This is a genomic window from Streptomyces monashensis (assembly GCF_001866665.1).
Lineage (GTDB): Bacteria > Actinomycetota > Actinomycetes > Streptomycetales > Streptomycetaceae > Streptomyces > Streptomyces monashensis.
Genome location: NZ_MLYO01000110.1, coordinates 1 through 22,971, shown reverse-complemented (window position 1 = coordinate 22,971; position 22,971 = coordinate 1). Strand labels below are relative to the sequence as shown.

The following is a 22,971-nucleotide window of genomic DNA, read 5'->3' as shown; positions in this document are numbered from 1 at the left end:
CTGCGCATCATCCGCCGCCATGTCACCGACCAGGCGGCGTTTTCCCCCCTCCCGAATGGCGCGGGCCCTGGCCACGGCCCTGCGTGAGATCCGCGAACGCCCCCTGCCCCCGCGCCGGTTGCGCTCCAGTCCCCGCGTCATCAAACGCAAGATGTCCAACTGGAAACTCAAACGCACCGAGCACCGCAATCCGCCCCGGCCGGGCATTCCCCACGTGACGCTGGTCGGGCCGACCAAGACCAAACCCGCCCACCGGAAAACAACCTAAATCACCGGTATTGCCACTAGACGAGTAGTTCCGAAGTACCCAATGGTCGGCGGGGGTTGTCGGACCTGCACGCTACGTTGAGCGCATGACCTACGTAGAGAGCAAGACGGAGCGCATAAGGCCGCAGCAGTTCCACGAGGCCGCGGGAGTGGAGGACTGGCGCGTCGTGGGCGAGGGGGCGTGTGCGTACTTCCGTACCGGGTCGTTCGCGGTAGGCGCCCAGCTCGTGCAGGCGATCAGTGAGATGCCAGGAGGTGGGGGCGAACACCCGGACGTCGACGTGAGGCAGGAGGGTGTGATCGTACGGCTGATCACGGTCACGGACGACTACTACGGGCTGACCGAACGGCACGTCGAGCTGGCCCGGCAGATCTCGGCCGTGGCCCGCACACTGGACATATCGGCCGACCCGTCCGCCGTGCAGACCGTCCAGGTCACCATCGATGCCCTCGCCGGTCCCGACGTGGTGGCGTTCTGGCGTGCCCTGCTCGGCTACCAGGACCGCGCGAACAGCAGCGAGGACTTGATCGACCCGCGCCGCCGCGGGGCACCGTTCTACTTTCAGCAAATGGACGCACCGCGCCCGCAGCGCAACCGGGTCCACGTCGACGTGTGGGTGCCGTACGACCAGGCCGAGGCCCGGATAGCCGCAGCACTTGCGGTCGGCGGACGTCTGGTGAACGACGCCGACGCGCCGTTGAACTGGGTGCTGGCGGACCCCGAGGGCAACGAGGCATGTGTCGGCGTGGCCGGCCCGCCCGGGCCGGCCACCGACCGACCGTGAATGTCCCGGCCCGCAGTCCGTCGGGTCGGGCGCGGCGGCGCCCCTCCGCGCTGGACCGGTCGACGCCGCACGAGCCCATGTCGCCGGTCGAGCACGAGACACGGTTCCGTGACGGTCAGTGATCGAACGCGGTCAGTGACCGCAGGACGGGGGCGCCGGTCGTTCTCGAACTCCTTGGAGGCGAAGCCCTTGTCCGCGATGATCAGCAGTCCCGGGCGGCCGGTGGCCAGATGAGGCTCGCGGTCCGGCATCGAGGCCGGCACTTCCCGCTCGTCGATCTTCGGGTTCGCGAGTGCCCAGGTGAGGGGCATGCCGGTCGGGGTGCAGACCAGGTACAGGCGCAGACCCCAGATGAACCGCGAGTGAGAGGCGCAGTGCCCGTATCCGGCGCAGTCGGCCATTGACCAGTGGCGACGCGGCTCGCAGTCTCTTGTTGCATCCGGGCCGTTTGGGTAAATACGGGAACATCGAGCCCAGGTCGGTATGGGCGAACCGCAGCCAGTGAGCTTCCGAGGCGAAGCCCAGCAGAGCCTGCGCGACGGCCAGACAGACCAGTTCGGAGTCGCTCAACCGTGGTGGCCTGCCCAGGCATCGGCTCGTTCGATCTCGTCGTCGACCTTCACGTACAGTCCCGTGATGAGGGTGGCCAAGTGTTCGTTCGTCACAAAACGATCTTGGGCACCCTCCCTGCGCCTCCGGACGGACCGACAGCATTCGGAACTACTCGTCCATGGCCTGCCGCTCTCGGCTGGGCGTCGGTGGCCCGGGCTGTCGAATCTCCCCGATGGCGGGCGGGCCGCCACGGTCCGATGCGCCGACGTCCCACGGTCGGCCGGGGAGCTAGGATCACCGCCTGACGGTGCGTGGAGGCGGCCTCCGCACCTGCCTGAGGGGGCGGTTCATGGCGCGGTGGCGTGCGTTGCCGGCGGGGCTCGACCCGGCGGTTGCCAAACTGGTGTCGCGGTTGCGGCAGCTGAAGGACGCCAGCGGGCGGACGATCCCCGAACTCGCCAGGGACACGGGGTACAGCACCTCCTCCTGGGAGCGCTACTTCGGCGGTCGGGCGCTGCCGCCACGCGAAGCGGTGGACGCTCTGGCGCGGGTGGTGGGCGCGGACGCCGTCCGGCTGCTGGCCGTGTACGAGGTGGCGGAAGAAGCATGGCGCGCGCAGCCGAGCACCGTCGCGGTGGACGTGTCGCCGCGGCCCGAGGAGACCGAGAACGGGCCGCCCTCCGCTGCCGGGACCGACGGCGGCGCGGACCTGCGCCGGTCATCGGTCTGGCACTCGCTGCTCATCGCGGGCGCCGGGGCCGTCGTCGGTGCCCTCACCACGGCCCTGCTGATGGCGCCGGGCGCCGGCGCCCGTCCCGCGGCGGCCGTGACTCAACGCGTCGTCCACACCTGCGAGTACAGCCGCCGGGACGGGCTGTGGTACGCGGGGAACAGCACCACCCGCACACAGCAGCTCGTCGTCGACATGACCGGCTCCGATGTCGCCGAGTTGCAGTGCCTGCTGCAGCGCGCGGGCATCACGCCGGGTGGCATCGACGGGTCCTTCGGGCCGCTGACCGAGGCGGCGGTGATCCGCGCGCAGAAGAAGTTCGGCCTGGACGTCGACGGTCAAGTGGGCCCGCGCACCTGGGCGGCGTTGCGCGCATGAACCCGACGCCGCCCGAGTGCGCGCGGCTGGCGGCCGAACTGCGCTTGCTGCGGGATCGCTCCAAGCTGACCCTCGCCACGCTGGCCGAGGAATCCGCGTACAGCAAGTCGTCCTGGCAGCGCTACCTCAGTGGCACGGCGCTGCCGCCCTGGCTCGCCGTGCGCGGGCTGTGCCGCCTCGCGGGCGAACCGGAGCCGCGGATGCGCGCGCTGTGGGAACTGGCCGAAGCCGCGTGGAGCCGCCGCGGCTCGATCCGACCGGCCGGAGCGGCGGGTCAGGACGATCCGCCGACCGATGCGGTGGCGGTACCCCCGCCGACCGCCCGCCGGTCCGGGCGCCGCCGGGCCTGGGCCGGTGTGCTGGTCGGCGGGGTGCTCGCGGCGTGCGCGGCGGTGGCTGCCGTGGCCACCGCCGGCACGGGCGGCGGTGGGGGCTTCCACGTCTCCTGCAGCGGTGCCGCCTGCAACGGCCGGGACCCGGGCGTGACGCTGTGCGGGGTCGAGCCGCAGACGCTGCTGAACGTGGTCACCCCGGGCGGGGCCGGGCTGGAGATCCGGTCCAATCCGCTGTGCCGCGCGGCGTGGGCCAGGGTCTGGAACACCCGGCTCGGAGACCGCCTCACCGTGAGCGCGCGCGGTGAGCCGCAGCAGAGCGTCACCGTCGACGATCCCCGCCTGCTGGACGCCTTCGTCTACACGACGCTGATCGCACTTCCCGCCCGGCACTCACCGCTGACGGCCTGCCTGACGACTCCGCCGAGACGCACTCGGCTGTGCTACTCCGCGCCCGCCCCGTGAGACGCGGTGCCGGCTCAGCCGCTGACGGTGCCGCAGTTCTCGGCGTCGTTGTAGTACTTACCACCCTGGTATTCCCAGAGGATGGAACAGTAGGTACCCGCGGCTATGTTCTTGTTGGGGTATATCTGGCAGCCGACGACGGCGGATCCGTCGCCGGTGGTGACGGTCGCCGAGTTGCAGACCACACCGTTCGGCCCGGTGACCTCTTCGTGGACCGGGTACCCGAAACCCACGTGCGTGGACCACCCGCGCACCTCGGAGGCGTAGAGACCGGCGCCACTGATGTACATGCAGTTGTCGACGCCGGAATCGCCGTTGTGGCCACATTCGTCGAACGTCATCGGACGGACCGTCACGGCCGATGCGGACGCCGTCTGAGCCGCGATGCCCAGCAGAAACACGGATGCCGAAACGAGTATCCGCTTGATGCTTTTCGTCATGGGAGACCTCTCCGCGGTGCATGGATCGTGGTTCCTGGACGTCTCGAGGCGACCGAGCGGCCCCTCGACACATCCCGTCATTGCCGGTCGGCAGCACCCGCCACTTGTCCGGTCCGAGCCCGGGGCCCATGTGTGACAGTCCCGGGCCGGACGGGGTGCGGTCGACCGGACGGAATCCTGGCGGGGCCCGGCAGCCGGAGGCCAGGAGCCCACGGGGAACTGGTGCCTTCGTGGGACGACAAGGGGCGTGACCAGCGGCGGAGCGCCGACCCATGACGGCGGGGCGGGACGTCTCAGGGGCGGAAGCTCGTACGTGCTTGTCGACGAAGGTACGGACGTCCAGGCTCCTGCCCTCCGCCACCTGGTACGGGTGCTGCCATCAGCGGCACCGGCCGGCGCGCGGCCGTGAACCGGGCACGGCCGCGGGCCGGCCGTCTCGGGACAGTTCTCCGACCGTGGGCCCAGCCTCCGTTCCGCCTCAGGGGAAGTTGTCCCGCCGACGCGTAACGTGAAGCACCATGAAGATCCTCATCAGTGCCGACATGGAAGGGGCCACGGGCGTCACGTGGCCCGGCGACGTACTGCCGGGGACACCGCAGTGGGAGCGGTGCCGGTCGATGTTCACCTCGGACGTGAACGCCGCCGCGCAGGGCTTCTTCGACGGCGGCGCCGACCAGGTGCTCGTCAACGAGGCCCACTGGACCATGCGCAATCTGCTGCTGGAGCGGCTGGACGAGCGGGTCGAGATGATCACCGGACGGCACAAGACCCTGTCCATGGTGGAGGGCGTGCAGCACGGTGACGTCGACGGCATCGCCTTCGTCGGCTACCACGCGGGCGCCGGCATGGAGGGCGTTCTCGCCCATACCTACCTCGCCAACCAGATCACCGGCGTGTGGCTGAACGACGTCCGCGCCAGCGAGGGGCTCCTCAACGCCCACGTCGTCGCCGAGTACGGCGTGCCCGTCGTCCTCGTCACCGGCGACGACCTCGCCTGCGAGGACGCGCTCGGCTATGCCCCCGAGGCACTGAAGGTCGCGGTCAAGGACCATGTGTCGCGTTACGCGGCCGTGTGCCGCACGCCGGCCCGCACCGCCGCCGACATCCGCGCGGCCGCCAAGGAGGCGGCGCTTCTGGCGGTCCGTCAGGAACCGGTGCGGGGAGGTCCCTTCACCGTCGCGGTCGAGTTCGACGCCGAGCACCTGGCGATGGCCGCCACCGTCGTCCCGGGGGTCGCGCGGATCGGGGAGCGCAAGGTGGCGTACACCAGCGCCACGATGTACGAGGGGATCCGGACGTTCAAGGCGGTCACCACGATCGTCTCCGCCGCCGTGGAGGAGCAGTATGGCTGACCAGCGGACGCCGCAGCCGGTCGACGAGCACATCGACGGACAGATCGACGAGCAGGCCGACGGGCAGGTAGACGAGCAGGCCCTGGCCGAGGTCGTGGAGTTCACCTCCGGCCTGATCCGTATCGACACCACCAACCGGGGCGGCGGAGACTGCCGGGAGCGCCCCGCCGCCGAGTACGCCGCCGAACGGCTGGCCGGCGCGGGCCTTCAGCCGCTGCTGCTGGAGCGCACACCCGGCCGCACCAACGTCGTCGCCCGGATCGAGGGCACCGACCCCCGCGCCGGTGCGCTGCTCGTCCACGGCCATCTCGACGTGGTGCCCGCCGAGGCCGCCGACTGGAGCGTGCCCCCCTTCTCCGGGGAGGTCCGCGACGGGGTGGCGTGGGGCCGAGGCGCCGTCGACATGAAGAACATGGACGCGATGATCCTCGCGGTCCTCCGCTCCTGGGCCCGCCGCGGCGTACGACCCCGCCGGGACCTCGTCATCGCGTTCACCGCCGACGAGGAGGCCAGCGCCGAGGACGGCTCCGGCTTCCTCGCCGACCACCACCCCGAGCTGTTCGAGGGCTGCACCGAGGGTGTCGGCGAGTCCGGTGCCTTCACCTTCCACGACGGCGCCGGCCGCCGTATCTACCCGATCGCGGCCGGGGAGCGGGGCACCGGCTGGCTGAAGCTCACCGCCCGCGGCCGGGCCGGACACGGCTCCAAGGTGAACCAGGAGAACGCGGTCACCCGCCTCGCCGCCGCCGTCACCCGCATCGGCGAGCACCAGTGGCCGCTCCGGCTCACCCCGACCGTGCGGGCCGCGCTCACCGAACTCGCCGCCCTGTACGGCATCGAGCCGGACTTCCGGGACGTGGACCGGCTGCTGCACAAGCTCGGCCCGGCCGCCGCCCTGGTGGAGGCGACCGTCCGCAACAGCGCCAACCCGACCATGCTGCAGGCGGGTTACAAGCTCAACGTGATCCCCGGCGAGGCCGTCGCCTACGTCGACGGGCGGTATCTGCCGGGCGGCGAGGAGGAGTTCACCGCCACCCTCGACGAACTGACCGGCCCCGACGTGCACTGGGAGTTCGCACACCGCGAGGTGGCCCTGCAGGCGCCGGTGGATTCGCCGACCTACGCGCGGATGCGGGCCGCCGTCGAGGAGTTCGCCCCGGACGGACACGTGGTGCCGTACTGCATGTCGGGCGGCACGGACGCCAAGCAGTTCTCCCGGCTCGGCATCACCGGCTACGGCTTCGCCCCGCTGAAGCTGCCCGAGGGCCTCGACTACCAGGCCCTCTTCCACGGCGTGGACGAACGCGTCCCCGTCGAGGCGCTGCACTTCGGCGTCCGTGTGCTCGACCGCTTCCTGCGCACGGCATAGACGCGCACGGCATAGACGCGCACCGCATAGACGCGCACGGCATGGAGCAGTCCCGACGAAGGAGGGCACAAAGGTGCTGACCGCGCCGTACGGAACCTGGCCGTCACCCGTCGACGCGCCGCTGGCCGCCGCGCACGACGGACAGCCGGAGTGGGTCGAGTTCGTCGGGGACGAGGTGTGGTGGACCGAGCCCCGCCCCGCCGAGGGCGGCCGCCGGGCCCTGGTGCGCCGCACGGCCCACGGCACGCAGGAGAGCGTGCTGCCCGCGCCGTGGAACGTGCGCAACCGGGTCGTCGAGTACGGCGGCCGCCCCTGGACCGGGGCGATGGACGACGGCCGGCCGCTGATCGTCTTCACCCACTTCGCCGACCAGCGGCTCTACCGGTACGAGCCCGGCGGCGAACCCCGCCCGTTGACCCCGCTCTCCCCGGTCGGCGCGGGCCTGCGCTGGGCGGACCCGCACCTGGACCCCGCCCGGGGTGAGGTGTGGTGCGTGCTGGAGGAGTTCACCGGGAACGCCCCCGGCGACGTCCGCCGCGTCCTGGCCGCCGTACCGCTCGACGGATCCGCCGCCGAGGACCGCTCCGCGGTGCGTGAACTCACCGACGGCCGGCACCGGTTCGTCACCGGCCCGCGCGTCTCGCCCGACGGCCGCCGGGCCGCGTGGCTCGCCTGGGACCATCCGCGGATGCCGTGGGAGGGGACGGAGCTGCGTGTCGGCGAGATCGGTGTCGACGGAATACCGCATACCGTCCACACCGTCGCCGGCGGGCCGGGGGAGGCGATCGCCCAGGCGGAATGGTCTGCAGACGGCAGTCTTCTGTATACGAGCGACCGCAGCGGCTGGTGGAACCTCTACCGGGACGGCACCCCGCTCTGCCCCCGCGAGGAGGAGTTCGCCGGCCCGCTGTGGAAGCCGGGCCTGCGCTGGTTCGCGCCGCTGGACAACGGGCTGATCGCGGTCGTACACGGTAGAGGGTCGACCGTACTCGGCATACTGGATACAGAATCCGGTGAGGTCGTCGACGCCGCCGGGCCCTGGACCGAGTTCGCGCCCACCCTCGCCGCCCACGGCAGCCGGGTCGTCGCGGTCGGCGCCGGCCCGCGCACCGCCCACGAGGTGGTCGAACTGGACACCGTCACCGGCCGGGCCCGCCCCGTCGGTGCCCGGCACCGGGACGTGGTCGATCCCGCCTACTACCCGACGCCCCGGACCCGCACCTTCACCGGACCCGGCGGCCGCGAGGTGCACGCCCACATCCACCCGCCCCACCACCCCGACCGCACCGCACCCGACGGCGAGACCCCGCCCTACGTCATCTGGGCGCACGGCGGCCCCACCAGCAGAGCACCCCTCGTACTGGACCTCTCCGTCGCCTACTTCACCTCGCGGGGCATCGGCGTCGCCGAGGTGAACTACGGCGGCTCCACCGGATACGGCCGCGCCTACCGGGAGCGGCTGCGCGGGCAGTGGGGCGTGGTCGACGTCGAGGACTGCGCGGCCGTCGCCCGCGCCCTCGCCGAGGAGGGCACCGCCGACCCCGCCCGGCTCGCCATCCGCGGCGGCAGCGCCGGCGGCTGGACCACCGCCGCCTCCCTGGCCACCACCGACGTCTACGCCTGCGGCACCATCGCCTACCCCGTGCTCGACCTCACCACCTGGGGTCCCGGGGAGACCCACGACTTCGAGTCCCGCTACCTGGAGTCGCTGATCGGACCGCCCGCCGAGGTGCCTGCCCGGTATGCCGAACGCTCGCCCCTCACCCACGCCGACCGGCTCACCGTGCCGTTCCTGCTGCTCCAGGGCCTGGACGACGTGATCTGCCCGCCCGCCCAGTGCGAACGCCTCCTCGCCCGGATCCGGGGCCGGGGCGTACCGCACGCCTATCTGACCTTCGCGGGGGAGGGGCACGGCTTCCGGCGGGCCGAGACGATGGTGCGCGCGCTGGAGGCGGAGATGTCGCTGTACGCTCAGGTGTTCGGGCTGGACGCGCCCGGTGTCCCGAGACTGGAGCTGCACCCGTGAAGGCCATGACGGAACTGACCCGGCCGAGGCGGCTGGCGCCCGGCGCCCGCGTCGCCGTCGTCGCCACCAGCGGGCCGGTGCCCGAGGAGCGCCTCCAGGCCGGGCTCGACGTGCTGCGCGGCTGGGACCTCGACCCGGTCGCCGCACCGCATGTCCTCGACCGGCACGGTGAGTTCGCCTACCTCGCCGGCGGCGACGCCGACCGCGCGGCCGACCTCCAGAACGCCTGGTGCGACCCCACGGTCGACGCCGTCCTGTGCGCCCGCGGCGGATACGGCGCACAGCGCATGATCGACCTGCTCGACTGGGAGGCGATGCGCGCCGCCGGGCCGAAGGTCTTCCTCGGCTTCAGCGACATCACCTCCCTGCACGAGGCCTTCGCCGCCCGCCTCGGACTCGCCACCCTGTACGGGCCGATGGCGGCCGGCATCGACTTCATCAAGAACACCCGCGCGCAGGAACACCTGAAGGCCACCCTCTTCGCCCCGGAGACCGTCCGCACCATCGCCTCCGGCGGCACGGCCCTCGTGCCCGGCCGTGCCCGCGGCATCACCCTCGGCGGCTGCCCGTCCCTGCTCGCCACCGACCTCGGCACCCCGCACGCCCGCTCCTCGGCGGCCGGCGGGCTGCTGTGCCTGGAGGACGTCGGCGAGCAGGCGTACCGCCTGGACCGCCACCTCACCCAACTCCTGCGCACCGGCTGGCTGGAGGGCGTGCGCGGGATCCTGCTCGGCTCCTGGGAAAGGTGCGGTGACTACGCCGAGGTACGGCCGATGCTCGCCGACCGGCTCGGGACGCTCGGTGTGCCGGTGGTGGAGGAGTTCGGCTTCGGGCACTGCGCGGGGGCGCTGACGATCCCCTTCGGTGTCGCGGCCGAACTCGACGCGGACGCCGCCACGCTGACCCTGGACGAGCCGGCCCTGCGCTGACCGCGCACCGGGTCCGATTCCCGGATGCGGCACCGCCGCCGACGTCGTACGCTGGCCGGATGCCGCACACCGCGCCCCACTACCTCGCCGAGGGCCCTCGCGTGGCCGTCCGTCACTTCACCCTCCAGGACGGACCCGAGTTCACTGCCCGCACCCGCGAGAGCAAGGACCTGCACCGGCCCTGGCTGTTCCCGCCGGACAACGACGAGTCCTACGCCGCCTACGCGGGCCGGCTGATCGAGGACCCGACGAAGGCCGGCTTCCTGGTGTGCGAGAAGGACAGCGGCAGCGGCGGAGCCAGCGGCGCCATCGCGGGCTTCATCAACATCAACAACATCGTGCGGGGCGGCTTCCAGTGCGGCGCGCTCGGCTACGGCGCCTTCGCGCACGCCGCCGGGCGCGGCCTGATGCGCGAGGCTCTCGGCCTGGTCGTCGACCACGCCTTCGGCCCACTCGGCCTGCACCGACTGGAGATCAACGTGCAGCCGGAGAACACCGCCTCCGTCGCGCTGGCACGCGGCGGCGGCTTCCGCCTGGAGGGCTTCTCGCCCGCCATGATCCACATCGACGGAGCCTGGCGCGACCACGAACGCTGGGCGCTGACCGTCGAGATGCGGACCGGCGGCGTGGGCGCCTCGGCGCGGTGAGGAGGCCTTCCCCGCACACTCCGGTCGTACTCGACGCCCCCTCCAGCCTCGGCCCGCGCCCGCCCGCCCCGGCACCGCCACCGGCTGTCACAAGCCGGTCGGCGCGCTGCGCGAACAGCGCCTCGTCCAGCGGTCGCACGCGCGTGAGGGCGGGGCCGTCGTACCTCCGCGCCACGACCTCGGCGACCGGCAGGAGGGCGACGGCGTGTTCAACGCGGCCTCACCCCCGCCGAACTGACGGAACTACCGCGCGCTCCTCGCCGACGTGGTCGTGGCCGCCTTTGCGCAATCCTGACCGGCAGCTCCCCTGGGCAGTGGCCCGGGCTCCGGGTTCCATGGTGATCGTGACGAGGATCCGACGTGAGGTACTCACCCTGCCCGCCGCCGAGTTGGGCCCGGACAACCCCCTGCCCCCGCTGCGCCCCCTCGACGAGGTCCACCGCATCGACGACCGCGACCGGGCCGGCATGCCCCGGGACATGATGCGGCAACTCGACCACGAGCCGCTCACCAGCCTGCTCCCGGTCCGCGTCCGCGACGGCTACGGCAGGACCCGCACACCCCGCGCCGTCGACGCCCTGGTGATCGAGAACGACCGGCTGCGCGCCACCGTCCTGCCCGGCCTCGGCGGCCGCGTCGCCTCCCTCCTCCACCTGCCCAGCGGACGCGAACTCCTGTACCGCAACCCGGTGTTCCAGCCCGCCGACTTCGCCCTCAACGGCGCCTGGTACTCCGGCGGCATCGAGTGGAACATCGGCGCCACCGGCCACACCACCCTGTCCTGCGCCCCGCTGCACGCCGCCCGCGTCCCCGCCCCCGACGGCGGCGACATGCTGCGCCTGTGGGAGTGGGAGCGGCTGCGCGACCTGCCCTTCCAGGTCGACCTGTGGCTGCCCGACGGCTCCGACTTCCTCTACGCCGGCGTCCGGATCCGCAACCCGCACGAACGCCCGGTGCCCACCTACTGGTGGTCCAACACCGCGGTCCCGGAGGACGTACGCGTCCTCGCACCCGCCGACGAGGCCTGGCATTTCGGCTACGAACGCCGCCTGCGCAGGATCCCGGTCCCCTCCTACGACGGCATCGACCGCACCCGCCCCCTCAACAGCCCCTACGCCGCCGACTACTTCTACGACGTGCCGGACGCCCGGCGCCGCTGGATCGCCGCCCTCGACGCCGACGGGCACGGACTGGTGCAGACCTCCACCGACACCCTGCGCGGCCGCAAGCTTTTCGTGTGGGGCCACCGGCCCGGCGGCCGGCGCTGGCAGCAGTGGCTGACCGAACCCGGCACCGGCGGCTACTGCGAGATCCAGGCCGGTCTCGCCCGCACCCAGCTCGAGCACGTCCGGTTGGAGCCGCAGAGCGAGGTGTCCTGGCTGGAGGCGTACGGCCCGCTCGACGCGCCGAGCGCGGGGGAGTGGCCCCAGGCGGTCCGGGGCGCCGAGGACCGGCTGGAGACGGCCCTGCCCCGCGCCCGCGTCGAGCAGGCGTACACCGACTGGCTGCCGTACGCCGACACCGAACCGGTCGCGGTCCTGGCCGCCGGTTCCGGCTGGGGCGCCCTGGAGGTGCTGCACTCCGACGGGAAGCTGCCCGGCACCCCGTTCCCCGAGTCCACCCTGGGCGAGGCCCAGACACCCTGGCGGGAACTGCTGCGCACCGGCTCGCTGCCCGAGCCGCGCCGGGTACGGCCGCCCGGCGAGAGCCTCGTCGCCCCGCACTGGCGGGACATGCTGGAGACCGCGCCCGCCACCGCGCACACCGAGTACCACCTCGGTGTCGCCCAGTGGCACGCAGGCGACCGCGCCCAGGCCGTCCGCAGCTGGGAACGCGCCCTGCGACGGGCGCCCTCCCGCTGGCCGCTGCTGCGCTGCCTGGCCGTCGCCGACCAGACGTCCGGCCACCACGAGCGGGCCGCCGAACGCTACCTGGACGCCTTCGACGACCTGTGCCGCGCACTCTCCCAGCTCCCCCACGGCCCGGAAGACACGGCAGACGCCCCCGGTGACGACGACGGCTGCGACGGCGGCGTGGGCGGGGACGGCGCGGCCTGGACCGCCGTCCAGGCCGCGCTCGGCCGCGAGACCCTCCGGGCCCTGCTGCGTCTGCGGCGCACCGCCGACGCCCGCGCCGTACGGGACCGGCTGCCGCCCGCCGTGCGCGAGCGCGGCCGCTTCCGGCTCCTCGAGGCCGAGCTGCTGCTCGCCGAGGGCCGGCCCGAGGCGGCGCGGGCCCTCCTCGACGAGGACGTCGAGGTCGCCGACCTGCGCGAGGGCGAGGAGACGATCGGCCGGCTGTGGTCCCGGCTCACCGACGAGCCGCTGCCCGCCCGCCTCGACTTCCGGATGCGCCCGGACCAGCCGTAGCGAGGCGGCTCAGGCCCGCTGCTGGTCCACGTACTCGAAGACGGTCCCGTCCGGATGCATCACCAGCAGACTGCGCCCGGCAGGGCTCGGCAGCGGTCCGGCGAGGATCCGTGCGCCGAGACCGGCCAGCACCTGGTGTGCTTCCGCCACGTCCTGCACCGCGATGGTCGCCGTCACCTTCCGGAGAATCTCCAGCTCCGCCTCCGGCCCGCTCATCAGCAGAAAGGAACCGATCGCGGCGACCTGCACCCCACCGCGCCCGAACCGCTGGGCTCTGCCGCCCGCCAGCCGCTCGTAGAACGGGACCGCGGCTTCGAGGTCGTCGACACAGATGCGCAGTGTGGCGCCGAGAATCTCCATACGGACGAGCCTAGTTGGACTTCCCGGCCGACGGCGGCGCCGCCGGAGCCGGCCGCGCACCGCCATGCCGTTCGGGTGACCCGGGAGACGTTTGAGTGCCGCGCTCACGGATACACGGAAAGCCTCCCGTGAGCCGACCTGTACAACGATCCGTGGAGCACCATGAACACCGCCGAACTCGCCGAACTCGCCGCGCAGTTGCGCGTCGACAGCGTACGCGCCTCCGCCGCCGCGGGCTCCGGGCACCCCACCTCCTCGATGTCCGCCGCCGACCTGATGGCCGTCCTGCTGGGCCGGCACCTGCGCTACGACTTCGAACGCCCCGAGCACCCCGCCAACGACCGCTTCGTCCTGTCCAAGGGCCACGCCTCCCCCCTGCTGTACGCCGCCTACAAGGCGGCGGGCGCGGTCGAGGACGGCGAACTCCTCACCTTCCGCAAACTCGGCAGCCGGCTGGAGGGGCACCCCACGCCCCGGCGGCTGCCCTGGGTGGAGACGGCCACCGGCTCCCTCGGCCAGGGCCTGCCCGTCGGCGTCGGCATCGCCCTGTCCGGCAAACGCCTGGAGCGCACCGACTACCGCGTGTGGGTGCTGTGCGGGGACAGCGAGCTGGCGGAGGGCTCGGTGTGGGAGGCCGCCGAACACGCCGGGTACGAGCAGCTGGACAACCTGATCACGATCGTGGACGTCAACCGGCTCGGACAGCGCGGCCCCACCCGGCACGGCCACGACCTGGACGCCTACGCCCGCCGCTTCAGGGCCTTCGGCTGGCACGCCGTCGAGACCGACGGCCACGACATCGAGAAGATCGACGAGGCCTACCGCGAGGCGCTGGCCACGACCGGGCAGCCCGTCGTCGTCCTCGCCCGCACCCTCAAGGGCCGGGGCGTCGCCGCCGCCGAGGACCACGAGGGCCTGCACGGCAAGCCGCTGCCCCACCCCGAGGAGGCCGTCGCCGAACTCGGCGGACCGCGCGACGTCCACGTCCGCGTCGGCGAGCCGCCGGCCGCCGCCGCGCTGCGCGACCGCACCATCGAGGCGGTCCTGCTCCCGCACTACGACGTGGGCGACGAGGTCGCCACCCGGGACGCCTTCGGCGCGGCCCTCGCCGCGCTCGGCACCGCCCGCGGCGACGTGGTCGCCCTGGACGGAGAGGTCGGCGACTCCACCCGCACCGAGGCCTTCGCCAAGGCCCACCCCGAGCGGTTCTTCGAGTGCTACATCGCCGAACAGCAGCTCGTCGCCTGCAGCGTCGGCATGGCCGCACGCGGCTGGCTGCCGTACGCCTCCACGTTCGCCGCGTTCCTCACCCGCGCCCACGACTTCGTGCGCATGGCGTCCATCAGCGGCGCCGGGATCAACCTGGTCGGCTCGCACGCCGGTGTCGCCATCGGGCAGGACGGGCCCTCCCAGATGGGCCTGGAGGACCTGGGGATGTTCCGCGGCGTGTACGGCTCGACCGTGCTCTACCCGTGCGACGCCAACCAGACCGCCCGCCTGGTCGCGGCCATGGCCGGCCTCGACGGCATCCGCTATCTGCGCACCTCGCGCGGCGCGACACCGGTGATCTACGGGCCCGGCGAGGAGTTCCCGGTCGGCGGCAGCAGGACGCTGCGCACCAGCGACGAGGACCGGGTGAGCGTGATCGCGGCCGGGGTCACCGTGCCCGAGGCGCTGGCGGCCGCCGACCGGCTCGCCGAGGACGGCATCCGGGTCCGGGTGATCGACCTGTACTCCGTCAAACCCGTCGACACCGAGACGCTGCGCCGGGCCGCCGACGAGACCGGCTGCCTGCTCACCGTGGAGGACCACCGCCCCGAGGGCGGCCTCGGCGACGCCGTCGCGGAGGCCTTCGCCGACGGCCGCCCCGTGCCCCGGCTGGTCCGGCTCGCGGTGCGCACCATGCCGGGCTCGGCCGCGCCCGACGAGCAACTGCACGCGGCCGGTATCGACGCCGTGGGCATCGTGAACGCCGTGAAGCTGCTGGCGCAGGAGAAGGCCACGGGCTGAGCGGCGACGCTCACGGCCGGCCGGCGCCCGCCGCGGACCGCGCCCGCCTGTGCGGCGCGGGCGCGGCGGACCGCGCCGGCCTCTGTGGCGCGGACGCGGCCGCAGGGTCAGTCTGGAGCTGGAGCAAAGGAGGGACCATGGCCGGACTGCGCTACGTCTATGCCGTCTGCCGGCCCTTCGACACACCCCTTCAGTCCCAGCTGACGGGCGTCGCCGGCGCCCCGCCGGGCCTGCTGCGCCACCGCGGGCTGGTCGCGGTCGTCAGTACGGTGCCCCAGGCCGACTTCGGCGAGGAGGCCTTCCAGGCCCACCTGGAGGACCCGGTGTGGCTGGCGGCGACCGTCCGTGCACACCGCGGTGTGATCGCCGCGCTGGCCACGGTCACCACCCCGCTGCCGCTGCGGCTCGGGACCGTCTGCGAGGACGACAGCGTGGTGCGCACCCTGCTGGAGACCCACGAGGACTCCTTCGAGCGGGTCCTGGACCGGCTCGAGGGCCGGGTGGAGTGGGGTGTGAAGGTGTACACGGAGCCGACGGCCGCCCCCCGGCCCGCACGCGAGCCCGGTTCCGCCGCCGAGCCGGGGGAGGCCTTCGTCCGCACGCTGCACGAACGCCTCGCCGGGCGGGCGGAGGCCTGCCGTGTGCGCGTCCCGGCCTGCGCCCCGCCGGACCACGCGTCCCGCAACGTGCTCGACGCGGCCTATCTGGTGCCCCGGGCGCACTGCGAGGAGTTCGTGGAACTGGTCGACCGCACGCGGGCCGAGGAACCGGGAGTCCGGGTGGAACTCACCGGTCCCTGGGCCGCGTACTCCTTCACGGGGGAGGAGACCCGGTACTCCTTCACGGGCGAGGACCCCCGCTGACCCTCGGGCCTGCTCGGGCCTGCCCGGTCCTCCTCAGGCCTCCTTGCGGCACAGGATCTCCCCGTGCAGCACGCCGAACCAGCCGTCCTCCCGCCGGCCCCAGTCCCGCCACGCCTCGGACACCGCCCGCAGCCGCTCCTCGGTCGCGTGCCCGCCCTGTACGGCCCGCTCCGCGTAGGAGGAGGCCAGGGTGCGGTCCGCCCACAGCCCGCTCCACCAGGCCCGCTCCTCGGGCGTGGCGAACGTCCAGGTGGCGGACGTCGCGGTGATGTCCCGCAGTCCGGCGGCCCGCGCCCACGCCTTCAGCCGGCGCCCGGCGTCCGGCTCGCCGCCGTTGGCCCGCGCCACCCGCTCGTACAGATCCAGCCAGTCGTCCAGGCCGGGCACCGCCGGGTACCAGGTCATCGCCGCGTAGTCCGCGTCGCGTACGGCGATGAACCCGCCCGGCTTCGTCACCCGGTGCATCTCGCGCAGCGCCTGCACCGGGTCGCCGACGTGCTGGAGCACCTGGTGGGCGTGGACCACGCAGAACGTGTCGTCCGGGTATTCCAGGGCGTGGACGTCGGCGACCGCGAAGTCCACGTTGGTCAGTCCGCGCGCCTGTGCGGTGGCCCGGGCCTGCTCCAGGATGCCGGGCGCGTGGTCGACGCCGGTGACATGGCCGTCGGGGACCAGCTCCGCCAGGTCCGCGGTGATGGTGCCGGGGCCGCAGCCGATGTCCAGGATCCTCATGTGCGGCTTCAGCGAACCGAGCAGATAGGCCGCGGAGTTGGCGGCGGTCCGCCAGGTGTGCGAGCGCAGCACCGACGCGTGGTGCCCGTGTGTGTAGACGGCCGTCTCCCGTGCTCTCGGCATGGCGGTTCCCCTTCACCTCTGGTCCGGCGGTGGTCCGACGGTGGTAGGGATCACCGTACGCGCGCAGGCCGAATGATGAGACCGATATTTCGCATACTGGACTGACGCTACGTCAGGAAAGACTCTCGGGAGCTGCCCGGCGTGGGCCGGTGGACCGGCCCCCGCCCGCGTGCGGATACCCTGAGGTGCCCGTTCCGTGTGTGCGCGTGCGCCGGGCGCAGGACCGGCGCGAAGGGAGAGCCCCGCATGCGTCTGCTCCTCGTCCGCCACGGCGAGACCCCCTCCAACGTGGACCACCTCCTGGACACCGCCGTGCCCGGACCGGGGCTCACCCCGCTCGGCGAGGCGCAGGCCGCCGCCCTGCCCGAGGCCCTCGCCGGCGAGCACATCGACGCCCTCTACGTCTCCACACTGCTGCGCACCCGGCTGACCGCGGCCCCGCTGGCCGCCGCCCGCGGCCTCGAACCGATCGTCCGCGACGGCATCCGCGAGGTGTCCGCCGGCGACCTGGAGATGCTGCCCGGCGAGTCCGCCGCGGGCCGGGAGTACATGCACACGATCTTCGCGTGGGCGGCCGGCGACACCACCCGGCGCATCCCCGGCGGTGAGAGCGGCGAGGCGGCCCTCGCCCGGTACGACGCCGTCGTCGCCGAGGCCGCGGCCGGCGGCGCCGGCACCGTCGCCATGGTCAGCCACGGCGCCGCGATCCGCCTGTGGACCGCCGCCCGCGCCCACAACGTCGACGTCGCCTTCGCCGCCGCCCGCCCCCTCCAGAACACCGGCGTGATCGTCCTGGAGGGAACCCCGGCCGACGGCTGGAAGACGATCTCCTGGCAAGGCGCTGCCGTGGAACCGGCCGGACAGCCCGGCCCGACCGGAGAACCGCTCGACACGGCCCGATGACCGGGCCGGCACCGCAGGCCGCCGGATAAGCGTTTGCCCTCCTCACCGCCCAGCCCGCAGAATGCCAGGTCATGGGACATCTGGAAGCCGCACACCTCGAGTACCACCTCCCCGACGGGAGGACCCTCCTCGGGGACGTCTCCTTCCGCGTCGGCGAAGGCTCCGCCGTCGCCCTGGTCGGCCCCAACGGCGCCGGCAAGACCACCCTGCTGCGCCTGATCTCCGGCGAGCTGAAGCCCCACGGCGGCACCGTCACCGTCACCGGCGGCCTCGGCGTCATGCGCCAGTTCGTGGGCTCCGTACACGACGAGACGACCGTACGCGACCTGCTCGTCTCCGTCGCCACGCCCCGCATCCGCGTGGCCGCCAAAGCCGTCGACGACGCCGAGCACGCGATCATGACCGTCGACGACGAAGCCGCCCAGCTCGCCTACGCCCAGGCCCTCGCCGACTGGGCCGAGGCCCGCGGCTACGAAGCAGAGACCCTGTGGGACGTCTGCACCACCGCCGCGCTCGGCATGCCCTACGACACCGCCCAGTGGCGGCAGGTACGCACCCTCTCCGGCGGCGAGCAGAAACGCCTCGTCCTCGAAGCCCTGCTGCGCGGCACCGACGAGGTGCTCCTGCTGGACGAGCCCGACAACTACCTCGACGTCCCCGGCAAACGCTGGCTCGAGGAGCAGCTCAAGCAGACCCGCAAGACGGTCCTGTTCGTCTCCCACGACCGCGAACTCCTCGCCCACGCCGCCGAGAAGATCATCTCCGTCGAACCGGGCCCGGCCGGCGCCGACGCCTGGGTGCACGGCGCCGGCTTCGCCACCTACCACGAGGCCCGCCGCGAACGCTTCGCCCGATTCGAGGAACTGCGCCGCCGCTGGGACGAGAAACACGCCCAGCTCAAGAAGCTCGTACTGAACCTCCGGCAGGCAGCCACCGTCTCCCACGAGCTGGCCTCCCGGTACGCCGCCGCACAGACCCGCCTGCGCAAGTTCGAGGAGGCCGGCCCGCCCCCGGAGCCGCCCCGCGAACAGGACATCACCATGCGCCTCAGGGGCGGCCGCACCGGCGTAAGAGCCGTCACCTGCAAGGGACTTGAACTGACCGGCCTGATGAAACCCTTCGACCTGGAGGTCTTCTACGGCGAACGGGTCGCCGTCCTCGGCTCCAACGGCTCCGGCAAGTCCCACTTCCTGCGCCTCCTCGCCGGCGACGACGTCACGCACACGGGGGAGTGGAAACTCGGCGCACGCGTCGTCCCCGGCCACTTCGCCCAGACCCACGCCCACCCCGAACTCCACCGCCGCACCCTCCTCGACATCCTGTGGAAGGAACACGCCCAGGACCGGGGCCAGGCCATGTCCCGGCTGCGCCGCTACGAGCTGACCCAGCAGGCCGAGCAGGCCTTCGACCGGCTCTCCGGCGGCCAGCAGGCCCGCTTCCAGATCCTCCTGCTGGAGCTCGCGGGCGCCACCGCGCTGCTGCTGGACGAGCCCACCGACAACCTCGACCTGGAGTCGGCCGAGGCCCTCCAGGAAGGCATGGAGGCCTTCGACGGCACGGTCCTTGCGGTCACCCACGACCGCTGGTTCGCCCGCTCCTTCGACCGCTACCTCGTCTTCGGCACCGACGGCCGCGTCCGCGAGACCCCGGAACCCGTCTGGGACGAACGCCGCGTCGAACGCGCCCGCTGACCCGCGCGCCCCCGCGTTCCCGCGCCCTGGGCCTCCGGGCCTCCGGGCCTTCGCAGGCTCGGGGCGCGGGATCTTCGTATGGTGGATGGCAGGAACCCCGGCCTCCCGGGATCCTCCCGGCAGCACGCTCGGGGCCGGGACCACGGACACGACGAGCGGGGCACCACCATGACCGGAGTCGACCCCAGCCGACTGGACGACCAGCAGCTCATGAAAGAGCTGGAGACGATCCACCGCACGCGCCACGACACCCTGCTGTACGGCTCCAACGACGCGCTGCGGGCCCACAACGAGCGCATGGCGCAACTGGAGGGCGAGTACCTGCGCCGCAACCCGCGCCGCCTCGTCAGCTCGGGCCGCACCCGTGAGGGCGCCCGCGACCGCTGCTGCGGCGAGACGACGACCCCGCGCACCACCAGCGCCTGACCGCCACCCCGGGCACACCCAGGGGCCCTGCCCCGCCCGCCCTCCACCGGCAACCGCCCACGTCGCAACGGTGCCGTGCCGTGCCCGTCGCCGTTGCGCCCCCACGCCCGCCCGGCCGTCGGTGCCGCGTGACCGGAGTCCGACGGCCTGGCCCGGCCTCCTTGCCGGCCCCGGTCCCGGCGGTGGTGCCGGTGTCCGCGGGTGCCGGCCGCGCCCGTACCACGGCGAGTCCGATCCCCCTGCCGCGCCGTACCGGCCCCGTGCACCCCTGTCACCCGGCTGGGCGTCCTCGTCCCGCGAATGGGGTCCGGCGGCGCGCGGTCCGGCGTGGCACGGGCTGTGATGGCAGCGAGGGCACACCCCGTGTCCCCGGCCCCGTGCCCGGTACCCGTGGCGCCGCCCGGCAGCGCCCCACGTACACGCGGCCGGCCGATCCGCCGCAGCCCGTCGAGGAGCCCGCCCCATGCGCCGCACCGCCCGAGCCCTGTCCGTCACCCTCGCCGCCGGTGCCGCCCTCGTCCTGCCCGGTCCTGCTGCCTCCGCCGCTCCGGCCGGCCCCGTCCCCTCCGTCGTCTCCGCGAACTGCGACGCCACGACCGGACCCCTGACCGGCGGCGCTACCGGCCCTCCGTCCGGCGGCGCTGTAGGCCCCTCGTCCGGCGCTGCGACCGGCCCTTTGTCCGGTGGCGGGACGGGCTCCATGCCTGGCACTGCGACTGGCCCTGGCACCGCGACTGGGCCTGGTACTGCGACCGGCCCCATGTCCGGCGGCGGGACCAGCCCCCTGACCGGCGGCGCTGTCGGCCCTCCGTCCGGCGGCGCTGCAGGCTCCTCGTCCGGCGCTGCGACCGGTCCTGTGCCCGGTGGCGGGACCGGCCCTTTGCCCGGCGCCCCCACCGACCCCTTGACCGGCGGCGCGACCGGTCCTTTGTCCGGCGGCGCGACCGGCCCGCTGTCCGGCGGTGCGACCGGCGCTTTGTCCGGTGGCGTCACCAACTCGTTGCCCGGCGCAGCCACCGGCCCGTTGCCCGACGCCGCCAGCGACCCGTTGCCCGGCGCCGCAGGGGCCCCGCCCCAGCTCCTGCCCGACGTCAAACCCTGCGCAGACAGCGGCGGCACCCAGTGCCGGCCCGGGGACGCTCCCTGCCGGGACAGCACGGGCTGCCGGGACGGCGAGTCCTGCGCCGACCGCACCCCGTGCCGCGACACCGCACCGTGCCAGAGCGGCGGACGCGACTGCCTCAGAAGCGGCGGCGGAGCCGGGAGCGGGAGCGGATCCGGGGGCGCAGGCGTAAGCGGAGGCGGCGCCTGCTCCGACACGAACACCCACACCCACACGCACACCTGCACCGAGCCCGGCACCCCCCAGCACGACTCCTCGCACGGCACCCCGTCCCGCGAAGACGACGACTGCGCCCCGGTCGGCGTGCAGCACGGTGTCGAGGCCGGGCAGGGCGGCAGCTTCACCGGCTCCGTCCCCGCCCTCGTCGCCGGCGGCATCCTCGTCGCCGTCGCCTGCGCCGGAGCCGGCCACCGGCTGTACGGCGACCGGCGCGCCGCGGCGGGCCGCCGCCCCACCGGTGTGTGACCGGGACAACGCCCCGCACCGCTCATAGGCGTCCGCCCGCCGGGTACACCCACCCGAGGCCGCCCGCCCCCACCCGCGCCGGCCGCCGTACCCCGCGACACCGGACAGCGCACCGCCACCAGCCGACCACCAGCCCACGACGAGCCCACGACGAGCCCACGACGACCCATCACGGACTGCGCGGAGGCGGACATGCGGCGCACGGACCCCGAGGGCCACGGCCCCGTCCGCTACGGCCCGCCGCTGCCCGGCGACGGCCTGCCCGTGCTCCCCGAACTCACCGCCGTACTCGCCGCCGCCGCCCGCCGCACCGACGCCCAGCCCGTCGGCGGCGCCCCCGCCCTCCTCGAAGCGGCCTGCGGCTACTGGACCCGGCGCGGCCTGCCCACCGTCCCCGACCAGGTCGCCGCCGGCCCCGGCGCCCCCGCCCTGCTCCTCGCCCTCACCGCCGCGCTCGCCCCGGACGGAGCCGACGTCCTCGTACCCCGCCCCTGCGCCGCCTGGTGGGCGCCCTACGCCCGGATCCTCGGCCGGCCCGTCTACCACGTGCCCACCCCCGCCGAGAGCGGCGGCGTCCCCGACCCCTACGCCCTGCTGGAGACCGTCCGCCGGGTCCGCGCCGAGGGCGGCGAACCCCAACTGCTCGTCCTGTCCGTCGCCGACGACCCCACCGCCACCGTCGCCGCCCCCGAACTCCTCCACGAGACCGTCGAAGCCGCCACCTCCGAAGGCCTGCACCTGGTCAGCGACGAGACCTGGCGCGACACCCTGCACGACCCCCATGACACCGTCCTGCTCAGCCCCGCCGAGATGCGCCCCGACCGGGTCACCGTCGTCACCGACCTCGCCGGCTCCCTGCTGCCCCCCGGCTGGCCGGCCGCCGTCGCCCGCTTCCCCGCGACCGGACCCGGACTCCACCTCCACGCGCGCGTGCTCGACATCCTCACCGCACTCGGCGCCCGCGTCGCCGCCCCCGTCGCCGCCGCGGCCGGCTACGCCCTCGACGAACCCCCGCCCGTCACCGAGCGCCGCGAACACGCCGTACGACTCCACGCGCGCGTGGCCGCCGCCGCGCACACCACGCTCGTCGCCGCCGGTGCCCTCGTCCGCCCCCCGCAGGCCGGCCGCCACCTCTACATCGACCTCGGCCCGCTGCGTGAACCCCTCGCCGCCCAAGGAGTCGGCGACGCCCAGGAGCTGGAGGACCTCCTCACCACCCGCCTCGGCATGCCCGCACCCGGCGGCCACCGCTTCGGCGACGACCTCGGCGCCCTGCGCGTACGCCTCGCCACCGGCCCCCTGCTCGGCACCACCGACGACGAACGCACGGAATGCCTCACGTCACCCACACCGTTGGAACTGCCGCACGTGCACCGCGCGTTGACCTCCTTGACATCGCTCCTCGACGATCTCCGCGACGAAGTCCAGCGACGGGAGCCTCCTCGATGACGCAGCAGACGCAGCAGCCGGAGCAGACGCACGAGCCCGGATCGCCCACGACGACCCCGCCGACGACCTCACCGACCGCCACGTCTCCCACGCCCCCCACCGCCCCCACGCCTCCCGCGGCACCTGCGGCCACGACCGTCGTCACCGTCGCCGCCCCGACACCCCTCGCCCCCTCCGTCCCACCC

At 73.7% G+C, this 22,971-nt stretch carries 20 protein-coding genes and 3 pseudogenes; 19 read left to right on the top strand and 4 right to left on the bottom strand.

From position 1 onward, the window contains the following. Both BIV23_RS51285 and BIV23_RS42545 read left to right on the top strand, forming a co-directional pair. Positions 1 to 268: hypothetical protein (locus tag BIV23_RS51285; RefSeq protein WP_218161929.1), on the top strand; the 268-nt coding region annotated here is incomplete at its 5' end. Between the two features lie 85 nt (positions 269 to 353). Continuing rightward, positions 354 to 1,052, top strand: a complete 699-nt coding sequence (locus BIV23_RS42545; RefSeq protein ID WP_071386354.1) for a VOC family protein — start codon at positions 354 to 356, stop codon at positions 1,050 to 1,052. A 164-nt stretch (positions 1,053 to 1,216) separates the two neighbouring features. Here BIV23_RS42545 and BIV23_RS52930 read toward each other — a convergent pair. Next, a pseudogene (locus tag BIV23_RS52930) lies at positions 1,217 to 1,658 on the bottom strand (IS982 family transposase); the annotation flags it as partial. Between the two features lie 295 nt (positions 1,659 to 1,953). On the opposite strand from BIV23_RS52930, the gene BIV23_RS42540 reads away from it, so the two are divergent. Together BIV23_RS42540 and BIV23_RS42535 are read left to right on the top strand one after the other, a co-directional pair. Continuing rightward, complete coding sequence (locus BIV23_RS42540; protein ID WP_071386353.1) at positions 1,954 to 2,712, top strand: peptidoglycan-binding protein; 759 nt, start codon at positions 1,954 to 1,956, stop codon at positions 2,710 to 2,712. Continuing rightward, complete coding sequence (locus BIV23_RS42535) at positions 2,709 to 3,509, top strand: helix-turn-helix domain-containing protein (RefSeq protein WP_071386352.1); 801 nt, start codon at positions 2,709 to 2,711, stop codon at positions 3,507 to 3,509. Before BIV23_RS42540 ends, BIV23_RS42535 begins: the two co-directional genes overlap by 4 nt. 14 nt (positions 3,510 to 3,523) lie before the next feature. Here the strand turns inward: BIV23_RS42535 and BIV23_RS42530 are convergent, their stop codons facing one another. After that, complete coding sequence (locus tag BIV23_RS42530; protein WP_071386351.1) at positions 3,524 to 3,949, bottom strand: hypothetical protein; 426 nt, start codon at positions 3,947 to 3,949, stop codon at positions 3,524 to 3,526. Positions 3,950 to 4,467: 518 nt separating this feature from the next. Here BIV23_RS42530 and BIV23_RS42525 point away from each other — a divergent pair. The 7 genes and pseudogenes from BIV23_RS42525 (at position 4,468) to BIV23_RS42500 (ending at position 12,641) form a co-directional block, all read left to right on the top strand. Beyond that, entirely contained in the window at positions 4,468 to 5,301 is an 834-nt protein-coding gene (locus tag BIV23_RS42525; protein WP_071386350.1) for a M55 family metallopeptidase, read from the top strand. Beyond that, complete coding sequence (locus tag BIV23_RS42520; protein WP_245790921.1) at positions 5,294 to 6,670, top strand: M20/M25/M40 family metallo-hydrolase; 1,377 nt, start codon at positions 5,294 to 5,296, stop codon at positions 6,668 to 6,670. Before BIV23_RS42525 ends, BIV23_RS42520 begins: the two co-directional genes overlap by 8 nt. Before the next feature lie 73 nt (positions 6,671 to 6,743). Beyond that, a complete protein-coding gene (locus BIV23_RS42515) occupies positions 6,744 to 8,696 on the top strand; it encodes a prolyl oligopeptidase family serine peptidase (RefSeq protein WP_071386349.1) in 1,953 nt (650 codons plus the stop codon). 5 nt (positions 8,697 to 8,701) lie between these two features. Beyond that, complete coding sequence (locus BIV23_RS42510; protein WP_071386357.1) at positions 8,702 to 9,625, top strand: S66 peptidase family protein; 924 nt, start codon at positions 8,702 to 8,704, stop codon at positions 9,623 to 9,625. Between the two features lie 59 nt (positions 9,626 to 9,684). Continuing rightward, positions 9,685 to 10,272 carry a GNAT family N-acetyltransferase gene (locus BIV23_RS42505; RefSeq protein ID WP_071386348.1) on the top strand — a complete coding sequence of 196 codons (588 nt, stop codon included), beginning with the start codon at positions 9,685 to 9,687 and terminating at the stop codon, positions 10,270 to 10,272. Beyond that, a pseudogene (locus tag BIV23_RS52925) lies at positions 10,269 to 10,495 on the top strand (arginase family protein); the annotation flags it as partial. The gene BIV23_RS42505 and the pseudogene BIV23_RS52925, both read left to right, overlap by 4 nt. 112 nt (positions 10,496 to 10,607) lie before the next feature. After that, on the top strand, positions 10,608 to 12,641 hold the full coding sequence (locus tag BIV23_RS42500) for a DUF5107 domain-containing protein (RefSeq protein WP_071386347.1): 2,034 nt from the start codon (positions 10,608 to 10,610) through the stop codon (positions 12,639 to 12,641). A 9-nt stretch (positions 12,642 to 12,650) separates the two neighbouring features. Here BIV23_RS42500 and BIV23_RS42495 read toward each other — a convergent pair whose 3' ends face one another. Next, the gene (locus tag BIV23_RS42495; RefSeq protein ID WP_071386346.1) at positions 12,651 to 13,001 is read right to left on the bottom strand and encodes a VOC family protein; all 351 of its coding nucleotides are present in this window, start codon (positions 12,999 to 13,001) and stop codon (positions 12,651 to 12,653) included. A 162-nt stretch (positions 13,002 to 13,163) separates the two neighbouring features. On the opposite strand from BIV23_RS42495, the gene BIV23_RS42490 reads away from it, so the two are divergent. Together BIV23_RS42490 and BIV23_RS42485 are read left to right on the top strand one after the other, a co-directional pair. Then, complete coding sequence (locus BIV23_RS42490; RefSeq protein ID WP_071386345.1) at positions 13,164 to 15,011, top strand: transketolase; 1,848 nt, start codon at positions 13,164 to 13,166, stop codon at positions 15,009 to 15,011. Positions 15,012 to 15,148: 137 nt separating this feature from the next. Beyond that, complete coding sequence (locus BIV23_RS42485; RefSeq protein WP_071386344.1) at positions 15,149 to 15,874, top strand: GvpL/GvpF family gas vesicle protein; 726 nt, start codon at positions 15,149 to 15,151, stop codon at positions 15,872 to 15,874. A gap of 33 nt (positions 15,875 to 15,907) precedes the next feature. Here BIV23_RS42485 and BIV23_RS42480 read toward each other — a convergent pair whose 3' ends face one another. Further along, the gene (locus tag BIV23_RS42480) at positions 15,908 to 16,729 is read right to left on the bottom strand and encodes a class I SAM-dependent methyltransferase (RefSeq protein ID WP_071386343.1); all 822 of its coding nucleotides are present in this window, start codon (positions 16,727 to 16,729) and stop codon (positions 15,908 to 15,910) included. 246 nt (positions 16,730 to 16,975) lie between these two features. Between BIV23_RS42480 and BIV23_RS42475 the strand changes: the two genes are divergently transcribed. The 6 genes and pseudogenes from BIV23_RS42475 to BIV23_RS51280 all read left to right on the top strand — a co-directional run. Further along, on the top strand, positions 16,976 to 17,632 hold the full coding sequence (locus BIV23_RS42475; RefSeq protein WP_071386342.1) for a histidine phosphatase family protein: 657 nt from the start codon (positions 16,976 to 16,978) through the stop codon (positions 17,630 to 17,632). A gap of 71 nt (positions 17,633 to 17,703) precedes the next feature. Next, positions 17,704 to 19,323, top strand: a complete 1,620-nt coding sequence (locus BIV23_RS42470; RefSeq protein ID WP_071386341.1) for an ATP-binding cassette domain-containing protein — start codon at positions 17,704 to 17,706, stop codon at positions 19,321 to 19,323. A 168-nt stretch (positions 19,324 to 19,491) separates the two neighbouring features. After that, positions 19,492 to 19,749: a DUF6158 family protein gene (locus BIV23_RS42465; protein WP_071386356.1), complete on the top strand. Its 258-nt coding sequence runs from the start codon at positions 19,492 to 19,494 to the stop codon at positions 19,747 to 19,749. Positions 19,750 to 20,629: 880 nt separating this feature from the next. Continuing rightward, positions 20,630 to 21,337, top strand: coding sequence for a hypothetical protein (locus BIV23_RS42460; RefSeq protein ID WP_071386340.1), 708 nt, complete (start codon positions 20,630 to 20,632; stop codon positions 21,335 to 21,337). A gap of 192 nt (positions 21,338 to 21,529) precedes the next feature. Further along, positions 21,530 to 22,786, top strand: coding sequence for an aminotransferase class I/II-fold pyridoxal phosphate-dependent enzyme (locus tag BIV23_RS42455; RefSeq protein WP_071386339.1), 1,257 nt, complete (start codon positions 21,530 to 21,532; stop codon positions 22,784 to 22,786). Beyond that, positions 22,783 to 22,971: pseudogene (locus BIV23_RS51280) on the top strand (hypothetical protein); the annotation flags it as partial. The gene BIV23_RS42455 and the pseudogene BIV23_RS51280, both read left to right, overlap by 4 nt.